The following is a 22795-nucleotide window of genomic DNA, read 5'->3' as shown; positions in this document are numbered from 1 at the left end:
GTGCCCGCTGAGCGCTCCGGAGGGGAGCCGCCGCTAACGCAGCTCCTTGGGGGGCGTGCGGTCCGCGTCGACCTTCTCGGTGCGCTCCAGTTCGCCCCAGACGATGTAGCGGTGACGGGAGGTGTAGACGGGTGTGCACGTCGAGAGCGTGATGTAGCGGCCCGGCTTCTTCTTCCCGGACTCCTTCGGGACCGCCTTCAGCACGTCCACGTTGTACTTGGAGGTCTCCGGCAGCGTCGCGTAGACCTTGTAGACGTACCAGGTGTCGCGGGTCTCGAAGACCACCGCGTCGCCGTCGTGGACCTTGTCGATGTTGTGGAACTTCGCGCCGTGCCCGTCCCGGTGCGCGGCCAGGCTGAAGTTGCCCTTCTCGTCCCACGGCATCGCGGACTTGACCGGCTTGGTGTAGTAGCCGGCGACGCCGTCGTTGAGGGTCTCGGTGCTGGTGCCCTTCTTGACCAGCACCTCACCGTTGTGCATGGCCGGTACGTGCAGGAACCCGATGCCGTCCTTGGTGTCGAGCGAACCCGGCCCCTGCTGCGACCAGTGCTTGCGCACCCGGTCGCCCTGCTTCTTCGCCTCACGGTCGGCCAGGACGTTGGTCCACCACAGCGAGTAGACGACGAACAGGCCGAGGATGATCCCCGCGGTGATCAGCAACTCGCCGAAGAGGCCTATGGCCGCGGCCACCCGCCCGCGGCGGGGACGGGAGCTGGGCGTTGCGGGCGGGCCGGGGTGCCGGTCCTGTCGCTCGTCGTGGTCGGTCCGTGCCACCGCGTCGTACCCCTTTTTCTGGTGTTCCGGCTGTTCCCGCTCACTCGACCAGCGCGTCCGGCTTTCCCTCGCTACGCGGCCGCTCCTCGACCATCTTGCCCCAGACGATCATCCGGTAGGTGCTGGTGAACTCCGGGGTGCAGGTGGTCAGCGTGATGTAGCGGCCCGGTCCGGTGAAGCCGGAGCCGGGCGGCACCGGCTTGATGACGCCCGTGTTGGACGGCGGCGTCTGCGGCAGGATGCTGCTCATCTCATAGGTGTAGTACCGGTTCTGCGTCTCGACGACGATCTTGTCGCCGGGCTTGAGCCGGTTGATGTAGCGGAACGGCTCGCCATGGGTGTTGCGGTGCCCGGCGAGCGCGAAGTTGCCCTTCTTGTCCCACGGCATCGCGGTCTTCAGGGGGCTCTTGCCGTAGTGGCCGACCATGCCGCGGTCGAGGACCTTGTGCTTGTCGATGCCCTCGGCGATCGGCGCCTTCACGTCCAGCTTGGGGATGTAGATGATCGCGAACCCCTGCCCGGGGGAGAAGACACCCGGGTCGCGGTCGTCACCGCCGTTCTCGTCCCACTTCTTCTGGAGGTTGTTCGCGGCGCCGTTCGCCTGCTGATGCGCACGGATGTTCGTCCACCACAGCTGATAGGTGACGAACAGCAGCATCAGCACGCCGAACGTGATGAACAGCTCGCCGATCAGCCGGCTCGCCACCACCCCGGGGCTGTCCTTGCGCGCCCGCGCGGCGCGCTTGGCCTCCATACGGGTGCGGGGCCGGCCGGCCCCGGCGCTCCGCGGGCCCCCGGCGGTCCCCGCGGCACCCGGCTCCGCCGTACCGCCCCTGGCCCGGGAGCCGTGTCTGCCGACGCGCTTCCCGGCCCCCCTGGCGGCCTTACGGCGGGCGGCCCGGCCGCCGGGCGGTGGCTCGGGGCCGCCGTCCCGGTCCGGCTCGACCTTGCGGAGCGGCATGGTCTGGTCGGCGGGCGCGGGCCGCGCCTCCACGGCGCGCAGGGTGACCGTCTCACCGGCCTCACCGGTCCTACCAGTCTCACCGGCCTTACGGGTCTCATGGGCCGGGACCGTCACCGGGGGCAGGACGGCCGTCTCGGCGACCTCCGGGACCCGTGCGGACGGCCCGGCGAAGGGTGCGGGCGTCCGAGCAGCGGAGCGTGCGGGCGTCTCCGGGGCGCGTACGGACGCCCCCTGGGCACGTACCGGCGTCTCCTGGCCGTCGCGTACTCCCGGTGGCGTCTCCGGGGCGCGTACGGGCGGCTCGGCGGCGCGCGGGGGCCCCGAGGGGGCCGCGCGGGCGCGTCGGCGCCCTGTGGGCGGTCTGGCCGCTTCAACGGCCTCCTCCGGCCCGGCGGAGGCCGGGCGGGCGCGCCGTCTGCGCCCGGTGGGCGGCGGCACGGCGAGCGACGCGGTGCCGACGCCCCGCCCCGTGGGCCCGGCCGGGGCGGGGTCCGGCAGGGGATCGGCCAGAGGGTCGGCCAGCGGGGCGCGAAGGCCCTCCACAGCCGCCCCGAACGCGTCCGGTCTCCCCTGGCCGCCATGGGCGCCAGGCGGCTGGTGAGGACCGTACGGCGCGTACGGGCCGGGCTCCCGGGCGCCATGGGCAGCGCCCTCGCGCTCAGGGCGCGGTCCGGTCACTCGCCGGCCTTACCGCCGACCGCCCCGACCACCGGGGCGAGCCCCGCGGACCGCCCCACGGCATCCGTGTCCCCGCACTCCACCAGCCAGTTGGCGAGCATGCGATGGCCCCATTCGGTGAGGACCGACTCGGGGTGGAACTGGACACCCTCGACCCGCAGTTCCCGGTGGCGCAGCCCCATGGCGATGCCGGTCTCCGTCCAGGCGGTGATCTCCAACTCCGGGGGCACCGTGTCCCGTTCCACGGCCAGGGAGTGATAGCGGGTGGCGGTGAAGGGCGAGGGCAGACCGCTGAAGACGCCGGCCCCCTCATGGGTCACCAGCGAGGTCTTGCCGTGCAGCAGCTCCGGGGCCCGCCCGACGACTCCGCCGTACGCGACGGCCATGGACTGCATCCCCAGGCAGACGCCGAACACCGGTACGCCGGTGCTCGCGCAGTGCCGCACCATGTCGACGCAGACCCCCGCCTCCTCCGGGGTGCCGGGCCCGGGGGACAGCAGGACTCCGTCGAAGCCGTCCTGGGCGTGGCCGAGGGAGACCTCGTCGTTCCGCACCACCTCGCACTCGGCGCCGAGCTGATAGAGGTACTGGACGAGGTTGAAGACGAAGCTGTCGTAGTTGTCGACGACCAGGACGCGCGCGCTCATCGGGGACCCGCCATTCCCTCGTCGACCGTCACGTCGTTGAACGGCAGCAGGGGCTCCGCCCAGGGGAAGACGTACTGGAAGAGCACGAAGACGATCGCCAGCACCAACACGAGCGAAATCAGCGCCCGTACCCATGCGTTACCCGGCAGATGCCGCCAGATCCAGCCGTACATGCCATCCCTACTCACCGATGACGAAACCGATTGCAGCACCGGAGTGCAGCACCAGAGTAAGGGGCGAGGGGTGAGGCCGGAGGGTCAGCTGTACAAAGCCTTGGGCTTGCCTTGGGTAACCGATTGGGTCGCGTCGAGGTGCGCCCAGGCGATCAGACGGTGGCTGTGACCCCACTCCGGCTCGCAGGTGGTCAGGGTGAGATAGCGGCCGGAGCGGCGGAAACCGGACGCCCGTGGCACCGGATCGATCACCTCGGTGTCGGTCGGCAGGGTGCGGTAGGGCCGCCGGTCGATGCGGTAGGTGAACCAGGTGGTGCCGTCGGTCAGCACCACCGCGTCACCGGGGCGCAGTTCGGGGAAGTCCTTGAAGGGGTCGCCGTAGGTGCGGCGGTGTCCGGCGACGGCGAAGTTGCCGAGGTCGCCGAGGCGGGCGGTGCGGGAGTAGTGGCCCAGTCCCTTCTTCAGGGTGCCGGTGGCGGTGCCCTCCAGGACCGGTTTGGCCCAGTCGGCGCCGAAGCGCGGGATGTACATGATCGCGAAGGAGGCGCCGGGCTCGTAGCGGCGGGGCCGTGCCGAGGGCTGGGCACCGGCGGTGACCGTGCCGGTGGCCCATCGGTCCTGGAGGTGGTCGATCTCGCCGTCCATGGCGCGGTCGGCCCGCACCGAGGTCCAGTACAGGACGTAGACCACCAGAAGAATGATCAAGGTGCCGACGGTGACGCAGATCTCACTGAGCGTTCTGATGATCAGCCGTGTGCTCAGCCGTGTGCTCGGCCGCGTACTCATCGGCCCCCACTGTCCGCCCCGCCGTCCCGGTGCCGCGTGCCGGGTGACGCCTCCCGGGTGACGCGTACCGGTGTCCGCCGGTGCTATCCGACGGGCTCTGCCTGGTGCAGGTCCACTGTGCCGGAGTAACCCGGAAGAGTCACCGTGTCGTGCTGGTCGACTTTCCAGCCGAGGCCGTACGCGTCGACATAGCTGCGGTAGTTCTGGATCGCGGGCGAGGCGGCCAGGGCGGCGCGCAGCTTGCCCCGGTCGCCGACGGCGGTCACCTTGTACGGCGGGGAGTAGACCTGGCCCTGGAGGATCAGGGTGTTGCCGACGCAGCGCACCGCGCTGGTGGAGATCAGCCGCTGGTCCATGACCTTGATCCCCTTGGCGCCGCCCTGCCACAGCGCGTTCACCACGGCCTGGAGATCCTGCTGGTGGATGACGAGGTCGTTGGGCTGGGGGTCCGGGACGCCGGGAATCAGCGGAGTGGCGTTCGGCGGGGCGTCGGTGAGGGTGACGGTGAGCCCGGGGCCGGTGAGCTTCCTGGTGCCGGCGGTCTCCTCCAGCTCGGCGAGCTTGCGGCGCTCGGCCTGCGAGCTGCCGTTGTCCCGCCGGGCGAGGGCGTCGACCTCGGACCGTATTGTCGCGGTGCTGTCGTCCAGGGCGCCGTTCTTACGGCTGCGCTCCTGGATGAGATCGGAGAGCCGCAGCATCGATTCATCGCTGCGGAGGTTGGTGCCCTGGGCCGTGTTGAAACTGGTCCAGAAGATCACTCCGGCCAGCGCGAAGACGGCGGCGGTCAGCAGCCGGATGGGGCGGAACCGGAGGCGGCGGGAGGCCGGGGTGGGGGAGTCAGCGGAATTGCTCAACGTACCCTTACTCCTTACGACGCCGCGGAAGGACTACGCTAACCGACATGTGGGGGAGGGACGTGGTCCCCGTCGCTGTCCCGCCCCGGCGCCGTCCGTATACATCCCGCGCGGTCACGCAGCGCATCGACAGGAGAGTTCCTCGTGCCGAAGTCACGGATCCGCAAGAAGGACGACTTCACGCCGCCGCCGGCGAAGCAGGCAGCCAGCATCAGCCTGAGCAGCGGCCGCCGGTGGGTGGCACCGCTGATGCTGGCCATGTTCCTGATCGGCCTCGCGTGGATCGTCATCTTCTACGTGACCACGGGGGACATGCCGGTCGAGTCCCTGGGCAACTGGAACATCGTGGTCGGCTTCGGCTTCATCGCCGCGGGGTTCGTCGTCTCCACCCAGTGGAAGTGACCCGGCTTTCCCCCAGCCCCGCTCCGGCCCTGTCCCCAGGCTTTCCACAGGGTTATCCACAGCCGGGGAAAACTCAGAAGATCTGTGGATAACCTCTGCCACGTTGACGCCGGTGTGACCGGTGACGGCTATCCGTTCGATCGCTCACACCCCCGTTTTCCTGCGAAAATGCAGGTCAGCGGGGGCACCTGCGCAGGTTCTCCACAGGTTGCGCAAGATCCACCACACGCTGTGGACAACTGACCGAGCGCGACTCGATCAGGACCGCCGGAGACTGTCGTGGACCTCGGGGTACCGCCAGGGGTGGTCTGCCGGCCATCGGGCGGCCGCCTCGGCCGGCTGCCTCGGCCGACCGCCTCGCTCAGCCGGTGAGCTGAAGCGTCCGGATCCACACCATCGCCACGATGGCGATCAGCACCAGGGCACAGGTCCCCCGCTGCACCAGCGCCCGCTTCTCACGGGGCGCGTGCACCATCCCGTACGCCACCACCGTGCCCGCGACCAGGCCGCCGACATGGGCCTGCCAGGCGATTCCGGACCAGGTGAAGGTGAAGAGCAGGTTCAGCGCCAGCAGCGCGATGACCGGCCGCATGTCGTAGTTCAGCCGGCGCATCAGCACGGCGGTGGCGCCGAGAAGGCCGAAGATCGCGCCGGAGGCGCCCAGCGACGGCTGGTTCTGCGCGGCGAGGAGATACGACAGCGCGCTGCCGCCCAGGCCCGACAGCAGATAGAGCACGATGAAGCGGGCACGGCCGAGCGCGGCCTCCAGCGGTCCGCCGATCCACCACAGCGAGAGCATGTTGAAGGCGATGTGCATCAGCTGCTGGTGGAGGAAGACCGAGGTCACCAACCGCCACCACTGGCCCTCGGCGACACCGACGATCTGCCCCGCGCCCGGGTCGTAGGCCCGGCCGACCAGGTCGAGATCGTTCACCAGCCGGTCACCCGCGGACAGCGCCGCGAGCCAGATCGCGATGTTGACGGCGAGCAGGATCTTGGTGATCAGCCGGGGGTCCGAGGTGATCGTGCCGCCGGCCACGGTACGCGGCCGGGCGGCGCGCGGCGGCGGCCCTGCGGCGGAGGCCCCGGAGCCGGTGGACACCCGTCCGCTCACGCACTCGGGGCAGTGGAACCCCACAGAGGCACTGATCATGCACTCGGGGCAGATCGGGCGCTCACAGCGAGTACAGCTGATGCCGGTCTCCCGCTGTGGATGCCGATAGCAGCAGACCGCCTGGTCCTCCATGGTGTCCCCTCGCCCCCTCGTCCACTTCCGATCGCGCGTTCCCCGCCCCGCTTGTTCACACGGACAAGCGGGGCGTGAAAGTTCCCCGCGCGGGCTCAGCCCTCGCGGGTCTCCACGACGACCGACTCGATGACGACGTCCTGGAGCGGACGGTCGGTGCGCGGGTTGGTCGCGGTGCCCGCGATCGCGTCGACGACCTTCTTGCTGGCCTCGTCGGCGACCTCGCCGAAGATGGTGTGCTTACCGGTCAGCCACGCGGTCGGGGCGACCGTGATGAAGAACTGCGAGCCGTTGGTGCCCGGCCCGGCGTTGGCCATCGCCAGCAGGTACGGCTTGTTGAAGGCCAGGTCCGGGTGGAACTCGTCACCGAACTCATAGCCGGGGCCGCCGGTTCCGTTACCCAGCGGGTCGCCGCCCTGGATCATGAAACCGCTGATCACCCGGTGGAAGACGGTGCCGTCGTAGAGCTTCTCCTTGGCCTTCTGGCCGGTGGCCGGGTGGGTCCACTCGCGGCTGCCTTCGGCCAGCTCCACAAAGTTCTTGACCGTCTTGGGGGCGTGGTTCGGCAGCAGCCGGACCACGATGTCGCCATTGTTCGTCTTCAGGGTGGCGTAAAGCTGCTCGGCCACGATCAACCTTCCATCGTTTTCACTTCCGTCTCCTGATCCTCGCACGGACCCAAGGGCGACGAGTAGCCGCGGAGGCGGCGCCGGGCGCGCCGATCCGCACGGTTTCAACGAGAATCCTCCGTATGACCCGGATGCCCGACCACACATGCTGGGTGTGGGGCAAATCGGGCATGATCTCCATGAACAGGCATGATCTTTCTTGGGATGGAAACACGAAACTGCGCAAATAGACCGCACAACGAGAGCGCACGACTCTGAACCCCGGAGCTTGACCACGCCACCGAGGAGGAGGATCCCGTGACCCGCATTGACAGCGTGCGAGCCGCGACCGGCACCGCCAAGGGCGGCGTCCTGCACGCCGCGGAGGCGGTGGCGCCCTACGCCGGCACGGCCAAGGACACCGCAGCGCACTATGCGCACGAAGCCCGCGAACTGCTGGCGCCGAAGGTTTCGAACGCGGCGCACCAGGCCCGGTGCACGGCCGGTGCGCAATACCACGCGCATATCGCACCACGGCTCAGCCAGGCCCGCGGCACCCTGCCACCGAAGGTGGACGCGGCCGCCACCCGGGCCGCCAAGCGCACCCGTAAGGCGGCACGCCAGGCCGCCCGCTACACCGGGCCGCGAGTGGAGCAGGCGGTGGCCGGGGTGCGCGCCGCCGCCGGACCGGCGCGCGAGGAGGCGGCCGTCCGCACGTCCGCGGCCATCGCGGCGCTGCGCACCCATGTGACGGCCGCGGAGATCGAGAAGCTGGCCAGGAAGCACCGCCGCCGGTCCCGCACCGCGCGTGTCGCCAAACGGACGGCCTTCATCGGGCTGGTCGGCGCGGGCGTCTTCGCCGCGTGGAAGTGGTGGGACAAGCAGGCCAACCCCGACTGGCTGGTCGAGCCCCCGGCGGCGACCGAGGTGGGCGACCGCGAGCGGCTCTCGGCGGTGGACGGCAGCGAGCAGGGTGCCCTCGACCCCGAGGTGCAGGCCAAGCAGGCGGAGGCCGAGGCCCGCAGGGACGACGAGCAGCGCTGAACGGCGGCGCCGCCGGAGCAGACGGCGCCGCGTCGGAGCACACGGCGCCGCGCCGGCGCCCGGCGTCCCCGGCACCGTCCGGTCGGCGACGCGGGCCCTTGCCCTCCGCGTGGGGCGGGAGATCCGGTGATCTCCCGCCCCTCGCCCGTCCCCGGCACCGGCCCGTTCATTCCGTGAGGTCCTCCCCCCGGTAACGCCGCTGCCGTCGCTCCAGGAAGATCTCGGTGAAGACCGAGACCTTGGCCCGCAGCGCCCAGGGGTCGAAGGGCTTGGCCATGTAGTCCACCGCACCGGCCGCGTACCCCCGCGAGGAGTGCTCCGGATCGGCGCCCATCGCGGTGAGGAAGATGATCGGGATGTCGCGGTTACGGGGGCGCCGCTTGATATGGGCCGCCGTCTCGTAGCCGTCCATCTCGGGCATCTGCACATCCAGCAGGATCACCGCGAAGTCGTCGTGGTCGAGCAGCGCCTTGAGGGCTTCCTGTCCGGAGGTCGCGGTCACCAGCTCCTGGTCGAGGGTGGCCAGCACGGCCTCCATGGCCAGCAGATTGTTCTGCTGGTCGTCCACCACGAGGATCTTCGGCCGCAGCCCGGTGCACCGCTTGGCCGCCGCGGGCCCCTCCGGATCCCCGAGCCCCTCCTCGGGCTGTGGCACCTCGACCGGTCGCTGGGACTCCACCATGGCCAGCTGCCGCTCCAGGACCAGGCAGCGCTCCTCGGCCAGCCGCCCCCGCAGCCGCACCTCCTCCAGCTCATCGGTGAGCCGCCGCACCTCCTGCCGGAGCAGATCCCGCTCCTTGATCAGCTCTTCCCGGTCCGGGAGATCCCGCTCCAACGCGTCCGCACGGGCACGCTCCGTCGCCCAGGCCGCCTCGGCCTGGTTCAGCCGGACCTCGAGATCGGCGATGCGGTGCTTGCGGTCCAGCAGCGCCTCGCCCAGCGCGTCCTGGTGCGCCATGGACACCCGCGCGTCCCGGTCGGCGTCGGCCAGCTGGATCTGAAGGATCTCCATGGCGTGACCGGGGGAGCGGCTGGTGCGCACCGCGGCCCGGTGCAGTTCCCGCACCAGCTCGATGGCGGCGGGGGTGGCGGCGACGCCCCGCTGCGCCGCGAGATCGGTGAACAGATCGAAGACGAACTCCCACGGCGGAATGCGGGTGCCGTTCAAAAACCGCGAGATGGTGCTCGGGTCCCGGTGTCTGCGCACCGCGTATCTGCGCACCGAGATCTTCAGCCCGAGGAACAGCTTCCTCAGCTCCACAGCGAACGCCCGGCACTCCTCGGGCAGGTTCTCGCCCAGCGGATGCAGATCACCCATCGTGTCCCCCTGTACGGCGTCCCGCGCCGATCAGACGACTCCCGGGCGGTCCGCCCGAGTTGTGGGGAACACCCTGGAGCATCCCGCGGGTGTTGCGCGGGGCAATGGCCGGAGTGGCAACACCGCTGTCAGGGGCGAAACAAACCAGCCAGGACATCGATCATGATGTCCTGGCTGGTGACGAAGGTGGAGCCTAGGAGAGTCGAACTCCTGACATCCGCCATGCAAAGACGGCGCTCTACCAACTGAGCTAAGGCCCCGTCGCCGATCAGGATACCCGGTACCGACCGCCTTTCCCGACCGGGTATCGCTCGCACGTAGTGCTCTCCGTAGGATGCCACGCAAGATTCGCGGCAGCGAAGCGAAGGGGAGAGCGAGATGGACGCAACGCAGCAGGATGCCACCGCGCGTGCACGGGAGCTTCAGCGCAGCTGGTACGGGGAACCGCTGGGGGCGCTCTTTCGCCGTCTCATCGATGATCTCGGCCTGAACCAGGCCCGTCTCGCCGCCGTCCTCGGTCTGTCCGCACCGATGCTCTCGCAGCTCATGAGCGGCCAGCGCGCCAAGATCGGCAACCCCGCCGTCGTCCAGCGGGTGCAGGCGTTGCAGGAGCTGTCCAGTCAGGCGGCGGACGGCAGGGTCAGCGCCGCCGAGGCCGCCGAGCGCATGGAGGAGATCAAGAAGTCCGCGGGCGGCTCGGTCCTCAACTCCACCCAGACCACGGCGAGCACGGGCGCCCCGACCGTGCGGCGAGTGGTGCGCGAGATCCAGTCGCTGCTGCGGTCCGTGGCGGCCGCCGGGGACATCATCGATGCCGCCGACTCCCTCGCCCCCACCCACCCCGAGCTGGCAGAGTTTCTCCGTGTGTACGGCGCCGGGCGGACCGCCGAGGCGGTCGCCCACTACGAGGCGCACCAGAGCTGACGGGCTGAACTGCTGACGAGTCGATGACGGGGCGGGCACGGCGCGATGGGTGAGATCTTCGCGGGCCGGTACGAGCTGGTGGACCCGATCGGGCGCGGGGGCGTGGGCGCCGTATGGCGCGTCTGGGACCACCGCCGCCGCCGATACGTGGCAGCGAAGGTGCTCCAGCAACGCGACGCCCATACGCTGCTGCGCTTCGTCCGGGAACAGGCCCTGCGGATCGATCACCCCCATGTGGTGGCACCGGCCAGCTGGGCGGCCGACGACGACAAGGTGCTGTTCACCATGGATCTGGTGGGCGGCGGTTCGTTCGCCCATCTCATCGGCGACTACGGCCCGCTGCCGCCCCGTTATGTGTGCACACTGCTCGATCAGCTGCTCTCCGGACTGGCGGCGGTGCACGCCGAGGGTGTGGTGCACCGTGACATCAAGCCCGCGAACATCCTGCTGGAAGCCACCGGAACCGGGCGACCCCATGTCCGGCTGTCCGACTTCGGTATCGCGCTGACCAAGGGCGAGCCGCGCCTCACCGAGGCCAACTACGTGATGGGCACGCCTGGTTACTTCGCGCCCGAGCAGATGATGGGCGACGATCCGGACTTCCCGGCGGACCTGTTCGCCGTCGGGCTGGTGGCGCTCTATCTGCTCAACGGACACAAGCCGGACGCGGAGGCACTGGTCAAGCTCTTCGAGCAGGGGGTGCCGAACGCGCCGACCGGGGTGCCCGAACCGCTGTGGCAGGTGGTCGCGGGTCTGCTGCAACCGGACCCCGAGGACCGGTTCCGCACTGCCACCGGGGCGCGGAAGGCGCTGGCGACGGCGGTCGAGCTGCTGCCCGAGGGAGATCTGGACGACGAGGCCATCGAGGTCTTCGACCAGCTCGGGCCGCTGCCCGCCGGTTTCGGCCCCAACGGCCCGACCCGGCCCGGCCGCCGCCATGCGAAGGCGGACCCGCCCCAGGAGAGCGGTGCGGCGCCGCACCGGTCCCAGCCCACCGCCGAGGCGGCGCCTCCCCAGCCGGCCACCCCGCAGCCCTCCATGGCCGACACCGGGAGCTTCACCCTCCCACCGCCGCTCCCTCAGAACGACCAGCCGCGGACACCGCCCGCCGAGGCCCCCTCCGGTCCGGCTCCGCACACCTGGGCTCCACACGCCTGGACTCCGTCCGCTGAAACCCCGCACGCCCAACCCCCACACGCCCAACCCCCACAAGCGCAGACGCCGAGCCAGATACCGCCGAGCCAGACACCACCAGGCCAAACGCGGTCGGCCCAGACACCGCCCCGGACCCCACCGCCCCAGCCCGCGGGCCCGCCGACACCGACACCCCCGCCACCGGCCGCCCGGCCCGCGACGCCGCCCCCGCCGGTCCAGCAGCACTCGCTGCCGCACCCGCCGACCCCCTCGACCGCGGCCCCGCTCCCATCGGCTCCACAGCCGCCCGTGCACCACCCGCACCACGCACCACAGCCCCCACACTCCGTACAGCCCGCGCACCCGCATACGCCCACCCCCGCTTCCGCTCCGACCGCGGCGCCCACGCCGACACCGACACCCACGCCGACACCGACTCCGACGCCGCCCCCGCGTGACTTTCCTTCTACTCGTCCATACACCGCCCAGCGGTCGCAGGTTCCCCCCGCGACCCGGCGGCGCCCCGGACCGTCCCGGAAGACAGCGGTGGCGATCCTGATCGTCGCGGCGCTGTGCTTCGCCGTCGGCGCCTGGGCGCTGGTGGCCGCGGGCTGACCGCCGGCTGACGTCGGCTAACCGCCGTCCCCGGAAGCCGCCGGAATGCCCCCGGAGCCGTGGGAAGACCCCGGAAGCCCCCAGCAGCTCCGTCCCCAGACCCGACTACCAGGCGGGCGGCGGCCCGTACCCCCGCGCCGAGGCCCGGCGCCGGGCGGTCAGCTTCCACGCGCCGAGCCCGAGCACCAGGGCCGTCCCGGTACCGATCCCCGCGTATCCCACCATCCGCAGCAGGGCCTTGTCGGAATCGTCGGCAGGCACCCCCATCTGATCGTCCTCCGCGACGACCTGATGCTGTTTCGCCACGCGCCGGTCGGCCGCCGTGAGGCCGAACCCGGCCTCGACGGGGTCCTTGTCATAGGTGGGACCGCCGTGCGCGGCGCCCGCGATCCGCACCCGCAGGACGACCTGCACCGAGCTGTTCAGATGCGGGGCCACCTGCGGCGGATTGAGGGTGACCGCCAGGAAGTACCCACCGCTGAAGCTCATCGCGCGCACCGCGGAGCCGGTGTTCGCATACCGGTTTTCGTAGGCCACCGGCTCGGTGGCCACCTCGGTGCGGGGCGGTTCGCCGTCCTGCGCGGCCGGAGTGCCCCGCTTGGCCAGCCCGCGCGCCGGGTTGTAGGCGTGCATCGCCAGCGCGCGGTCGAGGAGACGGGTGCTCTGATCCTGGCCGTCGGCGGACAGTTCGGCGACGGCGGAGAGGCGCTGCCCCCAGTCGACGGGCACCCGGTAGTAGTGCGTCTCCCCTGGCGCGATCTCGTCCCTCCACACCCCCGTCCCCAGGGTCGGCGCGTCGGTGAAGCCGCGACCGCCGCGTTTCGGCCAGGCGGTGCCGTCCGGCGGCTCGGGCGAGGACGTGCCCGAACTCCCCTCCGGAGCCTCCGGAGTGGCCCCGGTGGCCCCGTCCTTCACCGGTGGCTCCACCATCAGCCGCAGTTCCACGGGCCAGCGCTCATGGTCCTGTGAGCCGGCCTGGCGCTCCACCGTCGCCACAAAGCGCCCTGCCTGGTGGCAGGAGGCCGGGCCGGAGTCGATCTGACGGGAGGCGTAGTCGGCCAGGGGATAGGCGACGCCACTTGTCTCGATCTTCGGGGCGGCGGTGCCGCAGACGGCTCCGTCGGGGCTCTCCAGCGTCACCTTCACGCCGTCCCGGTACGAGGTCACGCCCGCCCCCGGCCGGGGTGCCGCGACCGCCGAGACATAGGCGGCGGACTTCGTGTCGAGCGTCACACCGTAGTACCGCTTCTCGCCCGGCCCGAGGCTGTCGACGTAGGTGCGGCCGGCCGCCAGGGACGGGGCGTCCGTGCCCCCGTCGGCGCCGCGTATCCGGGTGCCGCGGGTCTCGTACGCCTGGGCCCCGGCGGCGCCCTCAGCGAGGGACGTCCCCTGTGCCGCGGCCACCACGCACAGCGCCGCCACCGCGGCGAGGCCGGCCCTGACCGTGCGGCGGTCCTTCATCGCGCGTCACTCCTCGTCGTACCGGCCGGTCGGCCCGTTCAACTTTGCCTGTGCAAGCCATTCGTTTGCGAGAGTGAAACACGTAGGCCCCCGGTCAGCCCGCCCCCGACGCCCCCGACGCCCCCGTCTCTTCCCCCGCCACGGCGCCAGTAAAGCCGACGGGGCCCCGACCGCTCCAGCGGTCGGGGCCCCGTGCCGGGACTGTCGTGGGGGCTCACACACCCGTACCTGCGGGCACGGAGTCGGTCGCCTCCGTCCACAGATCCTGCTCGGCGCGATCCGCCTGGATCTGGCGGTACACGAGGAGCCCGCCGATGGCGGCCAGTGCGACCAGGAGAAGCTTCTTCACCGCGCTACCTCGTCTCTTTCTTGACGTAGGGGACCTCTGGCGCCCGATGATACACACCGACCGATACCGATCGGTGACCTATGACCGGCATTGACCGGACGAGAAACCGGGCAGGAACCGGGGGCCAACTCCCGGCCCCCATACGACATCAGCCTGGCCGGAGAGGATCTCCGTCCAGGCTGATCGCGTCGGTGGGGCTAACAGGACTTGAACCTGTGGCCTCTTCCTTATCAGGGAAGCGCTCTAACCGTCTGAGCTATAGCCCCGCGCTGCACCGAAAGATTAGCGCACCACCTGCCCTGTCCCAAAATCGGTAACGGCGGGCCGCTACTCGTCCTCGGCCAGGGTCAGCTCGACCCCGCCCACGAAGCCCGCCGACAGGTTGTAGATGAAGGCCCCGAGCGTGGCCAACGCGGTCGCCAGCACCACATTGATCACGGCGATGATCCCGGTGAATCCCAGGACACGCGGCAGCGACAGGAAGGACTGGAGGTCGAATCCGGAGCCGTTCTGCGACTCCGTCGCATCGCTGATGGTGTCGCCCACCGCGCTGAAGACGCCCATGGCGTCCATGACCATCCACAGCACCGCCACCGCGATCAGGGTGCAGATCCCCAGCGCGATCGCGAGCAGGAAGCTGACCTTCATGACCGACCACGGATCGACCTTGGCGACCCGCAGCCGCGCCTTACGGGTGCGCGGCGCCGGACGGGCCCCCGCGGGCGTACGGGGGCGGCGGACGGCCGTGGCGGCCTGCTGCTGCCCCGTCTGGGCGCCCTGGGCCGACTGCCCCGGCACCGAGGAGCCGCCGCGCCCGGCCCCGCCGCCCGGCGGCGGGGCGTAGGCCTGCGGCGGGTGGTACGGCTGCGCCGGCTGGGAGGGAGCGGGACGCTCGCTGGGAAGCGGGCTGGAGTACTGGGGCTTCGGCTGCGGATCGCGCTGCGGCCGGAGCTTCCGGGTCTCCGTCACCGCGGCGGACTCCCCGGCCGGGCCACGGGCGCCTTCCCCGGCGGTGGTACCGCCCGCCGAAGTCGGGGCTCCCGATCCGGGCCGCCCTCCGGCGTCCGCACCGCCGCCCGCGGCACCCGTGGCTCCACTCACGACTTACTCCTCGGTCTCGTCGGCCGGGGGCGGTGTGCCCTCGGCCGCCTCGGACGCGGCCCCCTCGGCTGGCGCGCTTCCGGTCTCGGATTCCTCCTCGACCTCCTCAGCCTCACGACCGGCCTCGGCGTTCCGGGCGATGCCGACGACGGCATCGCGCTTGCCCAGGTTGATCAGTTGGACGCCCATGGTGTCACGGCCCGTCTCCCTGACCTCATTGACCCGTGTACGAATCACGCCACCGCTGAGCGTGATGGCGAGGATCTCATCGGTCTCCTCGACCACCAGCGCCCCGACCAGGGAACCACGGTCTTCGACGATCTTCGCGGCCTTGATTCCGAGGCCGCCGCGTCCCTGGACGCGGTACTCGTCGACATTGGTCCGCTTCGCGTACCCGCCGTCGGTGGCGGTGAAGACGAACGTACCGGGCCGGACCACGTTCATCGACAGGAGCTCGTCGTCCTCGCGGAAGCTCATGCCCTTCACACCGGAGGTCGCGCGCCCCATCGGCCGCAGCGACTCGTCCGTCGCCGTGAACCGGATCGACTGCGCCTTCTTGCTGATCAGCAGCAGATCGTCGGCGGCGGACACCAGCTCGGCACCGATGAGTTCGTCCTCGCGCCCGTCCTCCATCTCCCGGAGGTTGATCGCGATCACACCACCCGAGCGGGGCGAGTCGTAGTCCTTCAGCGGAGTCTTCTTCACCAGGCCGGACTTGGTGGCCAGCACCAGATACGGCACCGCCTCGTAGTCCCGGATCGCCAGGATCCGCGCGATCCGCTCATCCGGCTGGAACGCCAGCAGGTTCGCGACATGCTGGCCGCGCGCCTCCCGGCCCGCGTCCGGCAGCTCGTACGCCTTCGCCCGGTAGACCCGGCCCTTGTTGGTGAAGAACAGCAGCCAGTGGTGGGTGGTGGAGACGAAGAAGTGCTCGACGATGTCGTCCTGCTTCAGCTTCGTCCCGCGCACGCCCTTGCCGCCGCGCTTCTGCGAGCGGTAGTCCTCGGTCTTGGTGCGCTTCAGATAGCCGCCACGCGTGATCGTGACGACGATGTCCTCCTCGGCGATCAGGTCCTCGATGGACATGTCGCCGTCGAAGGGGACCAGCTTGGTGCGCCGGTCGTCGCCGTACTTCTCGACGATCGCGGTCAGCTCCTCGCTGATGATCTGCCGCTGCCGCTCGGGCGAGGCCAGGATCGCGTTGTACTCGTCGATCTTGGCCTGCAGCTCGTCGTGCTCCTGGACGATCTTCTGACGCTCCAGGGCGGCCAGCCGCCGCAGCTGCATCTCGAGGATCGCGTTCGCCTGGATCTCGTCGATCTCCAGCAGGCCCATCAGGCCCTCGCGCGCGGTCTCCACCGTGTCGCTGCGCCGGATCAGCGCGATGACCTCGTCGATCGCGTCCAGGGCCTTGAGCAGACCGCGCAGGATGTGCGCCCGCTCCTCGGCCTTGCGCAGCCGGAAGCGGGTCCGGCGGACGATGACCTCGATCTGGTGCGTGACCCAGTTGCGGATGAACGCGTCCAGCGAGAGGGTGCGCGGCACACCGTCGACCAGCGCCAGCATGTTGGCGCCGAAGTTGGTCTGCAGATCGGTGTGCTTGTAGAGGTTGTTGAGGACGACCTTGGCGACCGCGTCCCGCTTGAGCACGATGACCAGGCGCTGGCCGGTGCGCGAGGAGGTCTCGTCGCGGACGTCCGCGATGCCGCCGATCTTGCCGTCCTTCACCAGGTCGGCGATCTTCTGCGCGAGGTTGTCCGGGTTCACCTGGTACGGCAGCTCGGTGACCACCAGGCACTGCCGGCCCTGGATCTCCTCGACCTCCACCACCGCGCGCATCGTGATCGAGCCGCGCCCGGTGCGGTACGCCTCCTCGATGCCCTTACGGCCGACGACCAGCGCACCGGTCGGGAAGTCGGGGCCCTTGATCCGGTCGATCAGGGCGTCGAGCAGCTCCTCCTGGGTCGCCTGCGGGTTGGCCAGGAACCACTGGGCGCCCTCGGCGACCTCGCGCAGGTTGTGCGGCGGGATGTTGGTGGCCATACCGACCGCGATCCCCGCCGAGCCGTTGACCAGCAGGTTCGGGATGCGCGACGGCAGAACCGTCGGCTCCTGGTTACGGCCGTCGTAGTTGTCCTGGAAATCGACGGTCTCCTCGTCGATGTCCCGGAGCATCTCCATGGCCAGCGGGGCCATCTTGCACTCGGTGTACCGCATGGCCGCCGCGGGGTCGTTGCCCGGGGAGCCGAAGTTGCCGTTGGAGTCGACCAGCGGCATCCGCATGGACCACGGCTGGGCCAGCCGCACCAGCGCGTCGTAGATCGACGAGTCGCCGTGCGGGTGGTAGGTGCCCATGACGTCGCCGACGACGCGGGCGCACTTGTAGAAGCCCTTCTCGGGGCGGTACCCGCCGTCGTACATCGCGTACAGCACCCGCCGGTGCACCGGCTTGAGGCCGTCCCGGACGTCGGGCAGCGCACGGCTCACGATCACGCTCATCGCGTAATCGAGGTACGAGCGCTGCATCTCCGTCTCGAGGCCGACCGCCTCCACGCGCAGGGCGGCGCCTTCGGCGAGCTCGTCGGGGGTCAGTTCATCGGGTGTGTTCGGGGTGTTCTCGTCGGCCATTGCTGGTCAAAGTCCTTGTCGTGGTCTGCGGCTGGGGGCCGACTCAGATGTCGAGGAAGCGGACATCCTTGGCGTTGCGCTGGATGAACGAGCGCCGTGCCTCGACGTCCTCACCCATCAGGACCGAGAACAGGTCGTCGGCCTGCGCCGCGTCGTCCAGGGTGACCTGGCCCAGGACGCGGTGGTCGGGGTCCATGGTGGTCACCCGGAGCTCTTCGGCGTTCATCTCGCCCAGACCCTTGAAGCGCTGGACCGAGTCGTCCTTGATGCGCTTGCCCTGTTCCCGGCCGGCCTGGATCAGCGCGTCCCGCTCCCGGTCCGAGTACGCGTACTCGAAGTCGTCCCGGCCCCACTTGATCTTGTAGAGCGGCGGACGGGACAGGAAGACATGCCCCGCCTCGACCAGCGGGCGCATGAAGCGGAAGAGGAAGGTCAGCAGCAGGGTGTTGATGTGCTGGCCGTCGACATCGGCGTCCGCCATCAGAATGATCTTGTGATAGCGGAGTTTGGCGATGTCGAAGTCCTCGTGCACGCCGGTGCCGAAGGCGGAGATCAGCGCCTGGACCTCGTTGTTCTGGAGGATCTTGTCGACGCGGGCCTTCTCGACATTGAGGATCTTGCCGCGGATCGGGAGGATCGCCTGGTACTGCGGGTTACGGCCGGACTTGGCCGAGCCGCCGGCGGAGTCACCCTCGACGATGAAGATCTCGCACTTCGACGGGTCATTGGACTGGCAGTCGCTCAGCTTGCCCGGCAGCGACGCCGTCTCCAGCAGCCCCTTGCGGCGAGTCAGATCGCGCGCCTTACGGGCCGCGACCCGGGCCGTCGCCGCCTGAATCCCCTTGCGGACGATGTCCGCGGCCTCATTGGGGTTGCGGTCCAGCCAGTCGGCGAGATGCTCGTTGACGATCTTCTGGACGAAGGTCTTGGCCTCCGTGTTGCCCAGCTTGGTCTTGGTCTGGCCCTCGAACTGCGGCTCGCCGAGCTTCACCGAGATGATCGCGGTCAGGCCCTCGCGGATGTCCTCACCGGTGAGGTTGTCGTCGCGCTCCCGGAGCAGCTTCTTGTCGCGCGCGTACTTGTTGATCAGGTACGTCAGCGCGGCGCGGAAGCCCTCCTCGTGGGTACCGCCCTCATGGGTGTGGATGGTGTTCGCGAAGCTGTAGACACCCTCGGTGTACTGGGCGTTCCACTGCATCGCGACCTCGAGGGAGAGCATCCGCTCCTTGTCCTCGGCCTCGAAGCCGATCACCGTGGGGTGGACCAGCTCGCCCTTGCGGGAGTTGAGGTAGGTGACGAAGTCGACGATGCCGCCCTCGTAGTGGTACTTCACGGAGAGCGGCTTGCCCTCCTCGTCCACGTGGGCCTCGCGCTCGTCGGTCAGCGAGATGGTCAGCCCCTTGTTGAGGAACGCCATCTCCTGGAACCGCCGGGCCAGCGTCTCGAAGGAGTACTCGGTGGTCTCGAAGATGTCCGGGTCGGCCCAGAAGGTGACCGTGGTGCCGGTCTCGGTGATCGCCTCGTTCTTGGCCAGCGGCGCGGTGGGGGTGCCCAGCTTGTAGTCCTGGGTCCAGCGGAAGCCGTCCCGCTTGACCTCGACCGCCACCTTCGACGAGAGCGCGTTGACGACCGAGACACCGACGCCGTGCAGACCACCGGAGACGGCGTAGCCGCCGCCGCCGAACTTGCCGCCCGCGTGCAGCACGGTCAGCACGACCTCGACGGCGGGCTTCTTCTCCACGGGGTGCAGGTCCACCGGGATGCCACGGCCGTTGTCGACGACGCGGACGCCGCCGTCGGGCAGGATCGTCACCTCGATGGTGTCCGCGTGACCGGCCAGGGCCTCGTCGACGGAGTTGTCGACGACCTCGTAGACGAGGTGGTGCAGGCCGCGCTCACCGGTGGAACCGATGTACATACCGGGTCGCTTGCGGACCGCGTCCAGCCCCTCCAGGACGGTGATCGCACTGGCGTCGTATGACGGCGGAGCCAGAGCCTCGCCGTCGGAGGTGGTGGACGGAATGTTTTCGATGGGGTTGCCGGAATCGGCCACGAAGCGCCCTTTCTGGCACAGCACAAGCCATCTCCGGGCAGGCGGGAGCGGCTGCGTCGTTCAACATGTGTCCGCAAGCGCTCGGTGCGCCAGCGGCGACGGTGTACGGCCCCAGTCTACCGGTAGCGCCGACAAGAATGGGGGCTTGCTGGCGCCTGAGTCCGCATGTGCCGCCCTGAACCGGCTGCCACCGACTCCCCATATGCGGGGACGGGCTCCAAGAGGCTCACACCGCCACTCAGCGCTTCGAGCTGTCAACCACCGGCTACCGTGACCGGCGTCTCAGCGACCACCCCGTGACCCATGGTCCACGGACGGCACACAGGACCCGGTCAGCCGTAGGTGTCCCCCGGCCCTGTGGAGCCCGGGGAGCGCAGCGGGCCGTAGCGGCGGGCCGGCCCGCCGGGGCCCAAGACCTTGATCAACCTGACGGTGCCCTGGCCCAGATCCGCGTTCAGCCGGGCGACGAGCTGCGGGGCGAGCAGCCGCAGCTGGGTCGCCCATGCCGTGGAGTCACAGCGCACCGTCAGCACCCGGGCGTCCTCGTCGTACCGCTGGGGCTCGCAGTGCTGCGCCACCTCGGGCCCCACCATCTGGGGCCAGCGGCCCATCACCCCGCCGACCGCGGCCGGGGTCTCCCAGCCACGCTCGGTGATCAGCCGGTTGATCGCCGCACCGAGCGGAAGCGGATCACGGCCATCGGCGCGCGCGCCGGAGCGCAAGCCCCCTCTGCGCGCCTGCTTCTTCTGCTGGGCCGCGGCTCCCCGGGCCCGCGCCTGCTCCTTGGCGGCACGCAGCGCGACCCGCGCCAGATCGACCCCCGAGGGCTCGGGCACCGGCGAGGGCCGCGCGGGCTGGTCCATCCGGTCCGTCATACCCGCCGCACCTCGCCCTCGGACACCGCGTAGCGCGTGCCCGTCAGCACATGCGGGACGTCGTCCTCCACCGCCGCGGTCACCAGCACCTGCTCCCCGGGGGCCACCAGCCCGGCCAGCCGCTCCCGGCGCCGCTCGTCCAGCTCCGCGAAGACGTCGTCGAGCACCAGCACCGGCTCGCCCGCCTCGGTGCGCAGCAGATCGTAGGAGGCCAGCCGCAGGGCGAGGGCGTACGACCAGGACTCGCCATGGCTGGCGTAACCCTTCGCCGGGAGCCGGCCGAGCTTGAGGACCAGATCGTCGCGGTGCGGGCCCACCAGCGTGACCCCGCGCTCGATCTCCTGCTTACGGGCCTGGGCCAGGGCGGCCAGCAGCAGTTCGTACAGCTCCTCGCGGCTGCCCGCGTCGGCCAGCCCCTCACCGGCCGACCCCCGGTACTCCAGCAGCACGGGACCACCGCCCGGGGCCAGCTGCTCGTACGCCTTGTCGGCGAGCGGCTGGAGCACGGAGATCAGATCGAGCCGCTGGGCCAGCAGCTCGGCACCGGCGCGAGCCAGATGCTGGTCCCAGACATCGAGCGTGGACAGGGCCGCGTCGCCGCTCCCGCTGCGCCCACCGTGGCGCCGGGCCAGGGCGGCGGTCTTCAGCAGGGTGTTGCGCTGCTTCAGCACCCGGTCGTAATCGGAGCGGACCCCCGCCATCCGGGGCGCCCGCGCGGTGATCAGCTCGTCGAGGAAACGACGGCGCTCGCCCGGATCGCCCTTGACCAGGGCCAGATCCTCGGGCGCGAACAGCACCGTACGCACGATCCCCAGCACATCACGCGGTCTGACCTGCGAGGACCGATTGATACGGGCACGATTCGCCTTGCCCGGGTTGAGCTCGAGCTCGACCAGCTGCTGCCGGTCCCCCTGGACGACCGCGGCCCGGACCACGGCCCGCTCCGCCCCCATGCGCACCAGCGGGGCGTCGGAGGAGACCCGGTGGCTGCCGAGCGTGGCGAGATAGCCGACCGCCTCGACGAGATTGGTCTTCCCCTGGCCATTGGGCCCGACGAAGGCCGTGACGCCCGGACCCAGTCCGACCTCGGCCCGGGTGTACGAGCGGAAGTCGGCGAGCGACAGATGCGTGACGTGCATAGTGGGCTGCGCCGACCTCCCCCGGCAGTACCTGCTTGCTCCACCCGTGGGGTGGTTACTTCTCGCTGCTCTCGACCGCGTGACCGCCGAACTGATTGCGCAACGCGGCGATCATCTTCATCTGCGGCGAGTCCTCCTGACGGGAGGCGAACCGGGCGAAGAGCGACGCGGTGATCGCGGGCAGCGGCACGGCGTGGTCGATCGCCGCCTCCACGGTCCACCGGCCCTCACCGGAGTCCTCCGCGTAGCCACGCAGCTTCGTCAGGTGCTCGTCGTCGTCCAGCGCGCGGACGGCCAGGTCCAGCAGCCAGGAGCGGATGACCGTGCCTTCCTGCCAGGAGCGGAAGATCTCGCGGACGTCGGTGACCGAGTCCACCTTCTCCAGCAGCTCCCAGCCCTCGGCGTACGCCTGCATCATCGCGTACTCGATGCCGTTGTGGACCATCTTGGCGAAGTGGCCCGCACCGACCTTGCCGGCGTGGACGGCGCCGCCCTCGCCCTCGGGCTTGAGCGCGTCGAAGATCGGCTGGACCTTGGCCACATGCTCGGCGGCACCGCCGTACATCAGGGCGTAGCCGTTCTCCAGACCCCAGACGCCGCCGGAGACACCGCAGTCGATGAAGCCGATGCCCTTGGCGTTGAGCTGCTCGGCGTGCTTCTCGTCGTCGGTCCAGCGGGAGTTTCCGCCGTCCACGACGATGTCGCCGGGCGACAGCAGCTCGGCCAGCTCGTCGATGGTGATCTGGGTGGGCACGCCCGCCGGGACCATGACCCACACCACCCGTGGGCCCTTCAGCTTGCTGACGAGCTCATCGATGCTGTGGACATCGGCGACGTCCGGGTTGCGGTCGTATCCGATGACGGTGTGGCCTGCGCGGCGAATGCGCTCGCGCATGTTGCCGCCCATCTTGCCGAGGCCGATGAGACCGAGCTCCATCAGTGATCCTTTGTGCCGTAGTCCGTTGCGTTTCGCGGTGAGTCCGAGCCTACGCCCGCGGGTAGCCGCACAGATGTGGGCTACA

The 22795-nt window shown here is 70.2% G+C and carries 21 protein-coding genes and 2 tRNA genes; 4 read left to right on the top strand and 19 right to left on the bottom strand.

Annotated elements, in window-relative coordinates:
- Positions 1-33 precede the first annotated feature (33 nt).
- The 6 genes from PS467_RS21420 to PS467_RS21395 form a co-directional block, all read right to left on the bottom strand.
- A complete protein-coding gene (locus PS467_RS21420) occupies positions 34-774 on the bottom strand; it encodes a class E sortase (RefSeq protein WP_311036620.1) in 741 nt (246 codons plus the stop codon).
- A gap of 40 nt (positions 775-814) precedes the next feature.
- The gene (locus PS467_RS21415) at positions 815-2416 is read right to left on the bottom strand and encodes a class E sortase (RefSeq protein ID WP_311036619.1); all 1602 of its coding nucleotides are present in this window, start codon (positions 2414-2416) and stop codon (positions 815-817) included.
- Complete coding sequence (locus PS467_RS21410; protein WP_311036618.1) at positions 2413-3063, bottom strand: aminodeoxychorismate/anthranilate synthase component II; 651 nt, start codon at positions 3061-3063, stop codon at positions 2413-2415. Before PS467_RS21410 ends, PS467_RS21415 begins: the two co-directional genes overlap by 4 nt.
- A complete protein-coding gene (locus PS467_RS21405) occupies positions 3060-3236 on the bottom strand; it encodes a hypothetical protein (RefSeq protein WP_044572551.1) in 177 nt (58 codons plus the stop codon). The genes PS467_RS21410 and PS467_RS21405 overlap by 4 nt, the downstream gene beginning before the upstream one ends.
- A gap of 84 nt (positions 3237-3320) precedes the next feature.
- Positions 3321-4022 (bottom strand): class E sortase, encoded by a 702-nt coding sequence (locus PS467_RS21400; RefSeq protein ID WP_311036617.1) that lies wholly within the window; start codon positions 4020-4022, stop codon positions 3321-3323.
- Between the two features lie 83 nt (positions 4023-4105).
- Positions 4106-4876: a DUF881 domain-containing protein gene (locus tag PS467_RS21395; RefSeq protein WP_268973256.1), complete on the bottom strand. Its 771-nt coding sequence runs from the start codon at positions 4874-4876 to the stop codon at positions 4106-4108.
- Positions 4877-5020: 144 nt separating this feature from the next.
- Here PS467_RS21395 and crgA point away from each other — a divergent pair, with 144 nt between their 5' ends.
- Positions 5021-5278, top strand: coding sequence for a cell division protein CrgA (gene crgA, locus PS467_RS21390; protein ID WP_268973255.1), 258 nt, complete (start codon positions 5021-5023; stop codon positions 5276-5278).
- A gap of 361 nt (positions 5279-5639) precedes the next feature.
- Here the strand turns inward: crgA and PS467_RS21385 are convergent, their stop codons facing one another.
- Entirely contained in the window at positions 5640-6524 is an 885-nt protein-coding gene (locus PS467_RS21385) for a rhomboid family intramembrane serine protease (RefSeq protein ID WP_268973254.1), read from the bottom strand.
- Between the two features lie 95 nt (positions 6525-6619).
- On the bottom strand, positions 6620-7153 hold the full coding sequence (locus tag PS467_RS21380) for a peptidylprolyl isomerase (protein WP_268973253.1): 534 nt from the start codon (positions 7151-7153) through the stop codon (positions 6620-6622).
- A gap of 297 nt (positions 7154-7450) precedes the next feature.
- On the opposite strand from PS467_RS21380, the gene PS467_RS21375 reads away from it, so the two are divergent.
- The gene (locus PS467_RS21375) at positions 7451-8176 is read left to right on the top strand and encodes a DUF5324 family protein (protein ID WP_311036616.1); all 726 of its coding nucleotides are present in this window, start codon (positions 7451-7453) and stop codon (positions 8174-8176) included.
- A 166-nt stretch (positions 8177-8342) separates the two neighbouring features.
- Here PS467_RS21375 and PS467_RS21370 read toward each other — a convergent pair whose 3' ends face one another.
- A complete protein-coding gene (locus tag PS467_RS21370) occupies positions 8343-9494 on the bottom strand; it encodes a response regulator (protein ID WP_311036615.1) in 1152 nt (383 codons plus the stop codon).
- A gap of 187 nt (positions 9495-9681) precedes the next feature.
- A tRNA-Ala gene (locus PS467_RS21365) sits at positions 9682-9754 on the bottom strand.
- A gap of 118 nt (positions 9755-9872) precedes the next feature.
- On the opposite strand from PS467_RS21365, the gene PS467_RS21360 reads away from it, so the two are divergent.
- Complete coding sequence (locus PS467_RS21360; protein WP_037954566.1) at positions 9873-10418, top strand: helix-turn-helix domain-containing protein; 546 nt, start codon at positions 9873-9875, stop codon at positions 10416-10418.
- A gap of 45 nt (positions 10419-10463) precedes the next feature.
- Complete coding sequence (locus PS467_RS21355; RefSeq protein WP_311036614.1) at positions 10464-12167, top strand: serine/threonine-protein kinase; 1704 nt, start codon at positions 10464-10466, stop codon at positions 12165-12167.
- A 105-nt stretch (positions 12168-12272) separates the two neighbouring features.
- Here the strand turns inward: PS467_RS21355 and PS467_RS21350 are convergent, their stop codons facing one another.
- The 9 genes from PS467_RS21350 to gnd form a co-directional block, all read right to left on the bottom strand.
- A complete protein-coding gene (locus PS467_RS21350) occupies positions 12273-13628 on the bottom strand; it encodes a hypothetical protein (RefSeq protein ID WP_311036613.1) in 1356 nt (451 codons plus the stop codon).
- Positions 13629-13842: 214 nt separating this feature from the next.
- Complete coding sequence (locus tag PS467_RS21345; protein ID WP_219852833.1) at positions 13843-13977, bottom strand: DLW-39 family protein; 135 nt, start codon at positions 13975-13977, stop codon at positions 13843-13845.
- Between the two features lie 192 nt (positions 13978-14169).
- Positions 14170-14243: transfer RNA gene (locus tag PS467_RS21340), tRNA-Ile, on the bottom strand.
- A gap of 61 nt (positions 14244-14304) precedes the next feature.
- Positions 14305-15078: a DUF3566 domain-containing protein gene (locus tag PS467_RS21335; protein WP_268973248.1), complete on the bottom strand. Its 774-nt coding sequence runs from the start codon at positions 15076-15078 to the stop codon at positions 14305-14307.
- 3 nt (positions 15079-15081) lie between these two features.
- Complete coding sequence (gene gyrA / locus PS467_RS21330) at positions 15082-17706, bottom strand: DNA gyrase subunit A (protein WP_311036612.1); 2625 nt, start codon at positions 17704-17706, stop codon at positions 15082-15084.
- Between the two features lie 43 nt (positions 17707-17749).
- Positions 17750-19783: a DNA topoisomerase (ATP-hydrolyzing) subunit B gene (gene gyrB, locus PS467_RS21325; protein ID WP_311036611.1), complete on the bottom strand. Its 2034-nt coding sequence runs from the start codon at positions 19781-19783 to the stop codon at positions 17750-17752.
- Between the two features lie 308 nt (positions 19784-20091).
- Positions 20092-20634: a DciA family protein gene (locus PS467_RS21320; RefSeq protein WP_268973245.1), complete on the bottom strand. Its 543-nt coding sequence runs from the start codon at positions 20632-20634 to the stop codon at positions 20092-20094.
- Complete coding sequence (gene recF, locus PS467_RS21315) at positions 20631-21773, bottom strand: DNA replication/repair protein RecF (protein WP_311036610.1); 1143 nt, start codon at positions 21771-21773, stop codon at positions 20631-20633. The genes PS467_RS21320 and recF overlap by 4 nt, the downstream gene beginning before the upstream one ends.
- Positions 21774-21828: 55 nt before the next feature.
- Entirely contained in the window at positions 21829-22710 is an 882-nt protein-coding gene (gnd, locus tag PS467_RS21310) for a phosphogluconate dehydrogenase (NAD(+)-dependent, decarboxylating) (protein ID WP_268973243.1), read from the bottom strand.
- Between the last annotated feature and the right edge of the window lie 85 nt (positions 22711-22795).

This window comes from Streptomyces luomodiensis, assembly GCF_031679605.1.
GTDB lineage: Bacteria > Actinomycetota > Actinomycetes > Streptomycetales > Streptomycetaceae > Streptomyces > Streptomyces luomodiensis.
Note: the sequence above shows the minus strand (reverse complement) of the source record. Positions and strands in the feature narration are given on the sequence as shown.

Bases quoted from the DNA above. Each gene is read 5' to 3' on its own strand.
- PS467_RS21385 (WP_268973254.1), bottom strand. From the start codon at position 6,524: ATGGAGGACCAGGCGGTCTGCTGCTATCGGCATCCACAGCGGGAGACC.
- PS467_RS21360 (WP_037954566.1), top strand. From the start codon at position 9,873: ATGGACGCAACGCAGCAGGATGCCACCGCGCGTGCACGGGAGCTTCAG.
- PS467_RS21355 (WP_311036614.1), top strand. From the start codon at position 10,464: ATGGGTGAGATCTTCGCGGGCCGGTACGAGCTGGTGGACCCGATCGGG.
- PS467_RS21350 (WP_311036613.1), bottom strand. From the start codon at position 13,628: ATGAAGGACCGCCGCACGGTCAGGGCCGGCCTCGCCGCGGTGGCGGCG.
- gnd (WP_268973243.1), bottom strand. From the start codon at position 22,710: ATGGAGCTCGGTCTCATCGGCCTCGGCAAGATGGGCGGCAACATGCGC.
- gyrA (WP_311036612.1), bottom strand. From the start codon at position 17,706: ATGGCCGACGAGAACACCCCGAACACACCCGATGAACTGACCCCCGAC.
- PS467_RS21400 (WP_311036617.1), bottom strand. From the start codon at position 4,022: ATGAGTACGCGGCCGAGCACACGGCTGAGCACACGGCTGATCATCAGA.
- PS467_RS21320 (WP_268973245.1), bottom strand. From the start codon at position 20,634: ATGACGGACCGGATGGACCAGCCCGCGCGGCCCTCGCCGGTGCCCGAG.
- PS467_RS21405 (WP_044572551.1), bottom strand. From the start codon at position 3,236: ATGTACGGCTGGATCTGGCGGCATCTGCCGGGTAACGCATGGGTACGG.
- recF (WP_311036610.1), bottom strand. From the start codon at position 21,773: ATGCACGTCACGCATCTGTCGCTCGCCGACTTCCGCTCGTACACCCGG.
- PS467_RS21410 (WP_311036618.1), bottom strand. From the start codon at position 3,063: ATGAGCGCGCGCGTCCTGGTCGTCGACAACTACGACAGCTTCGTCTTC.
- PS467_RS21370 (WP_311036615.1), bottom strand. From the start codon at position 9,494: ATGGGTGATCTGCATCCGCTGGGCGAGAACCTGCCCGAGGAGTGCCGG.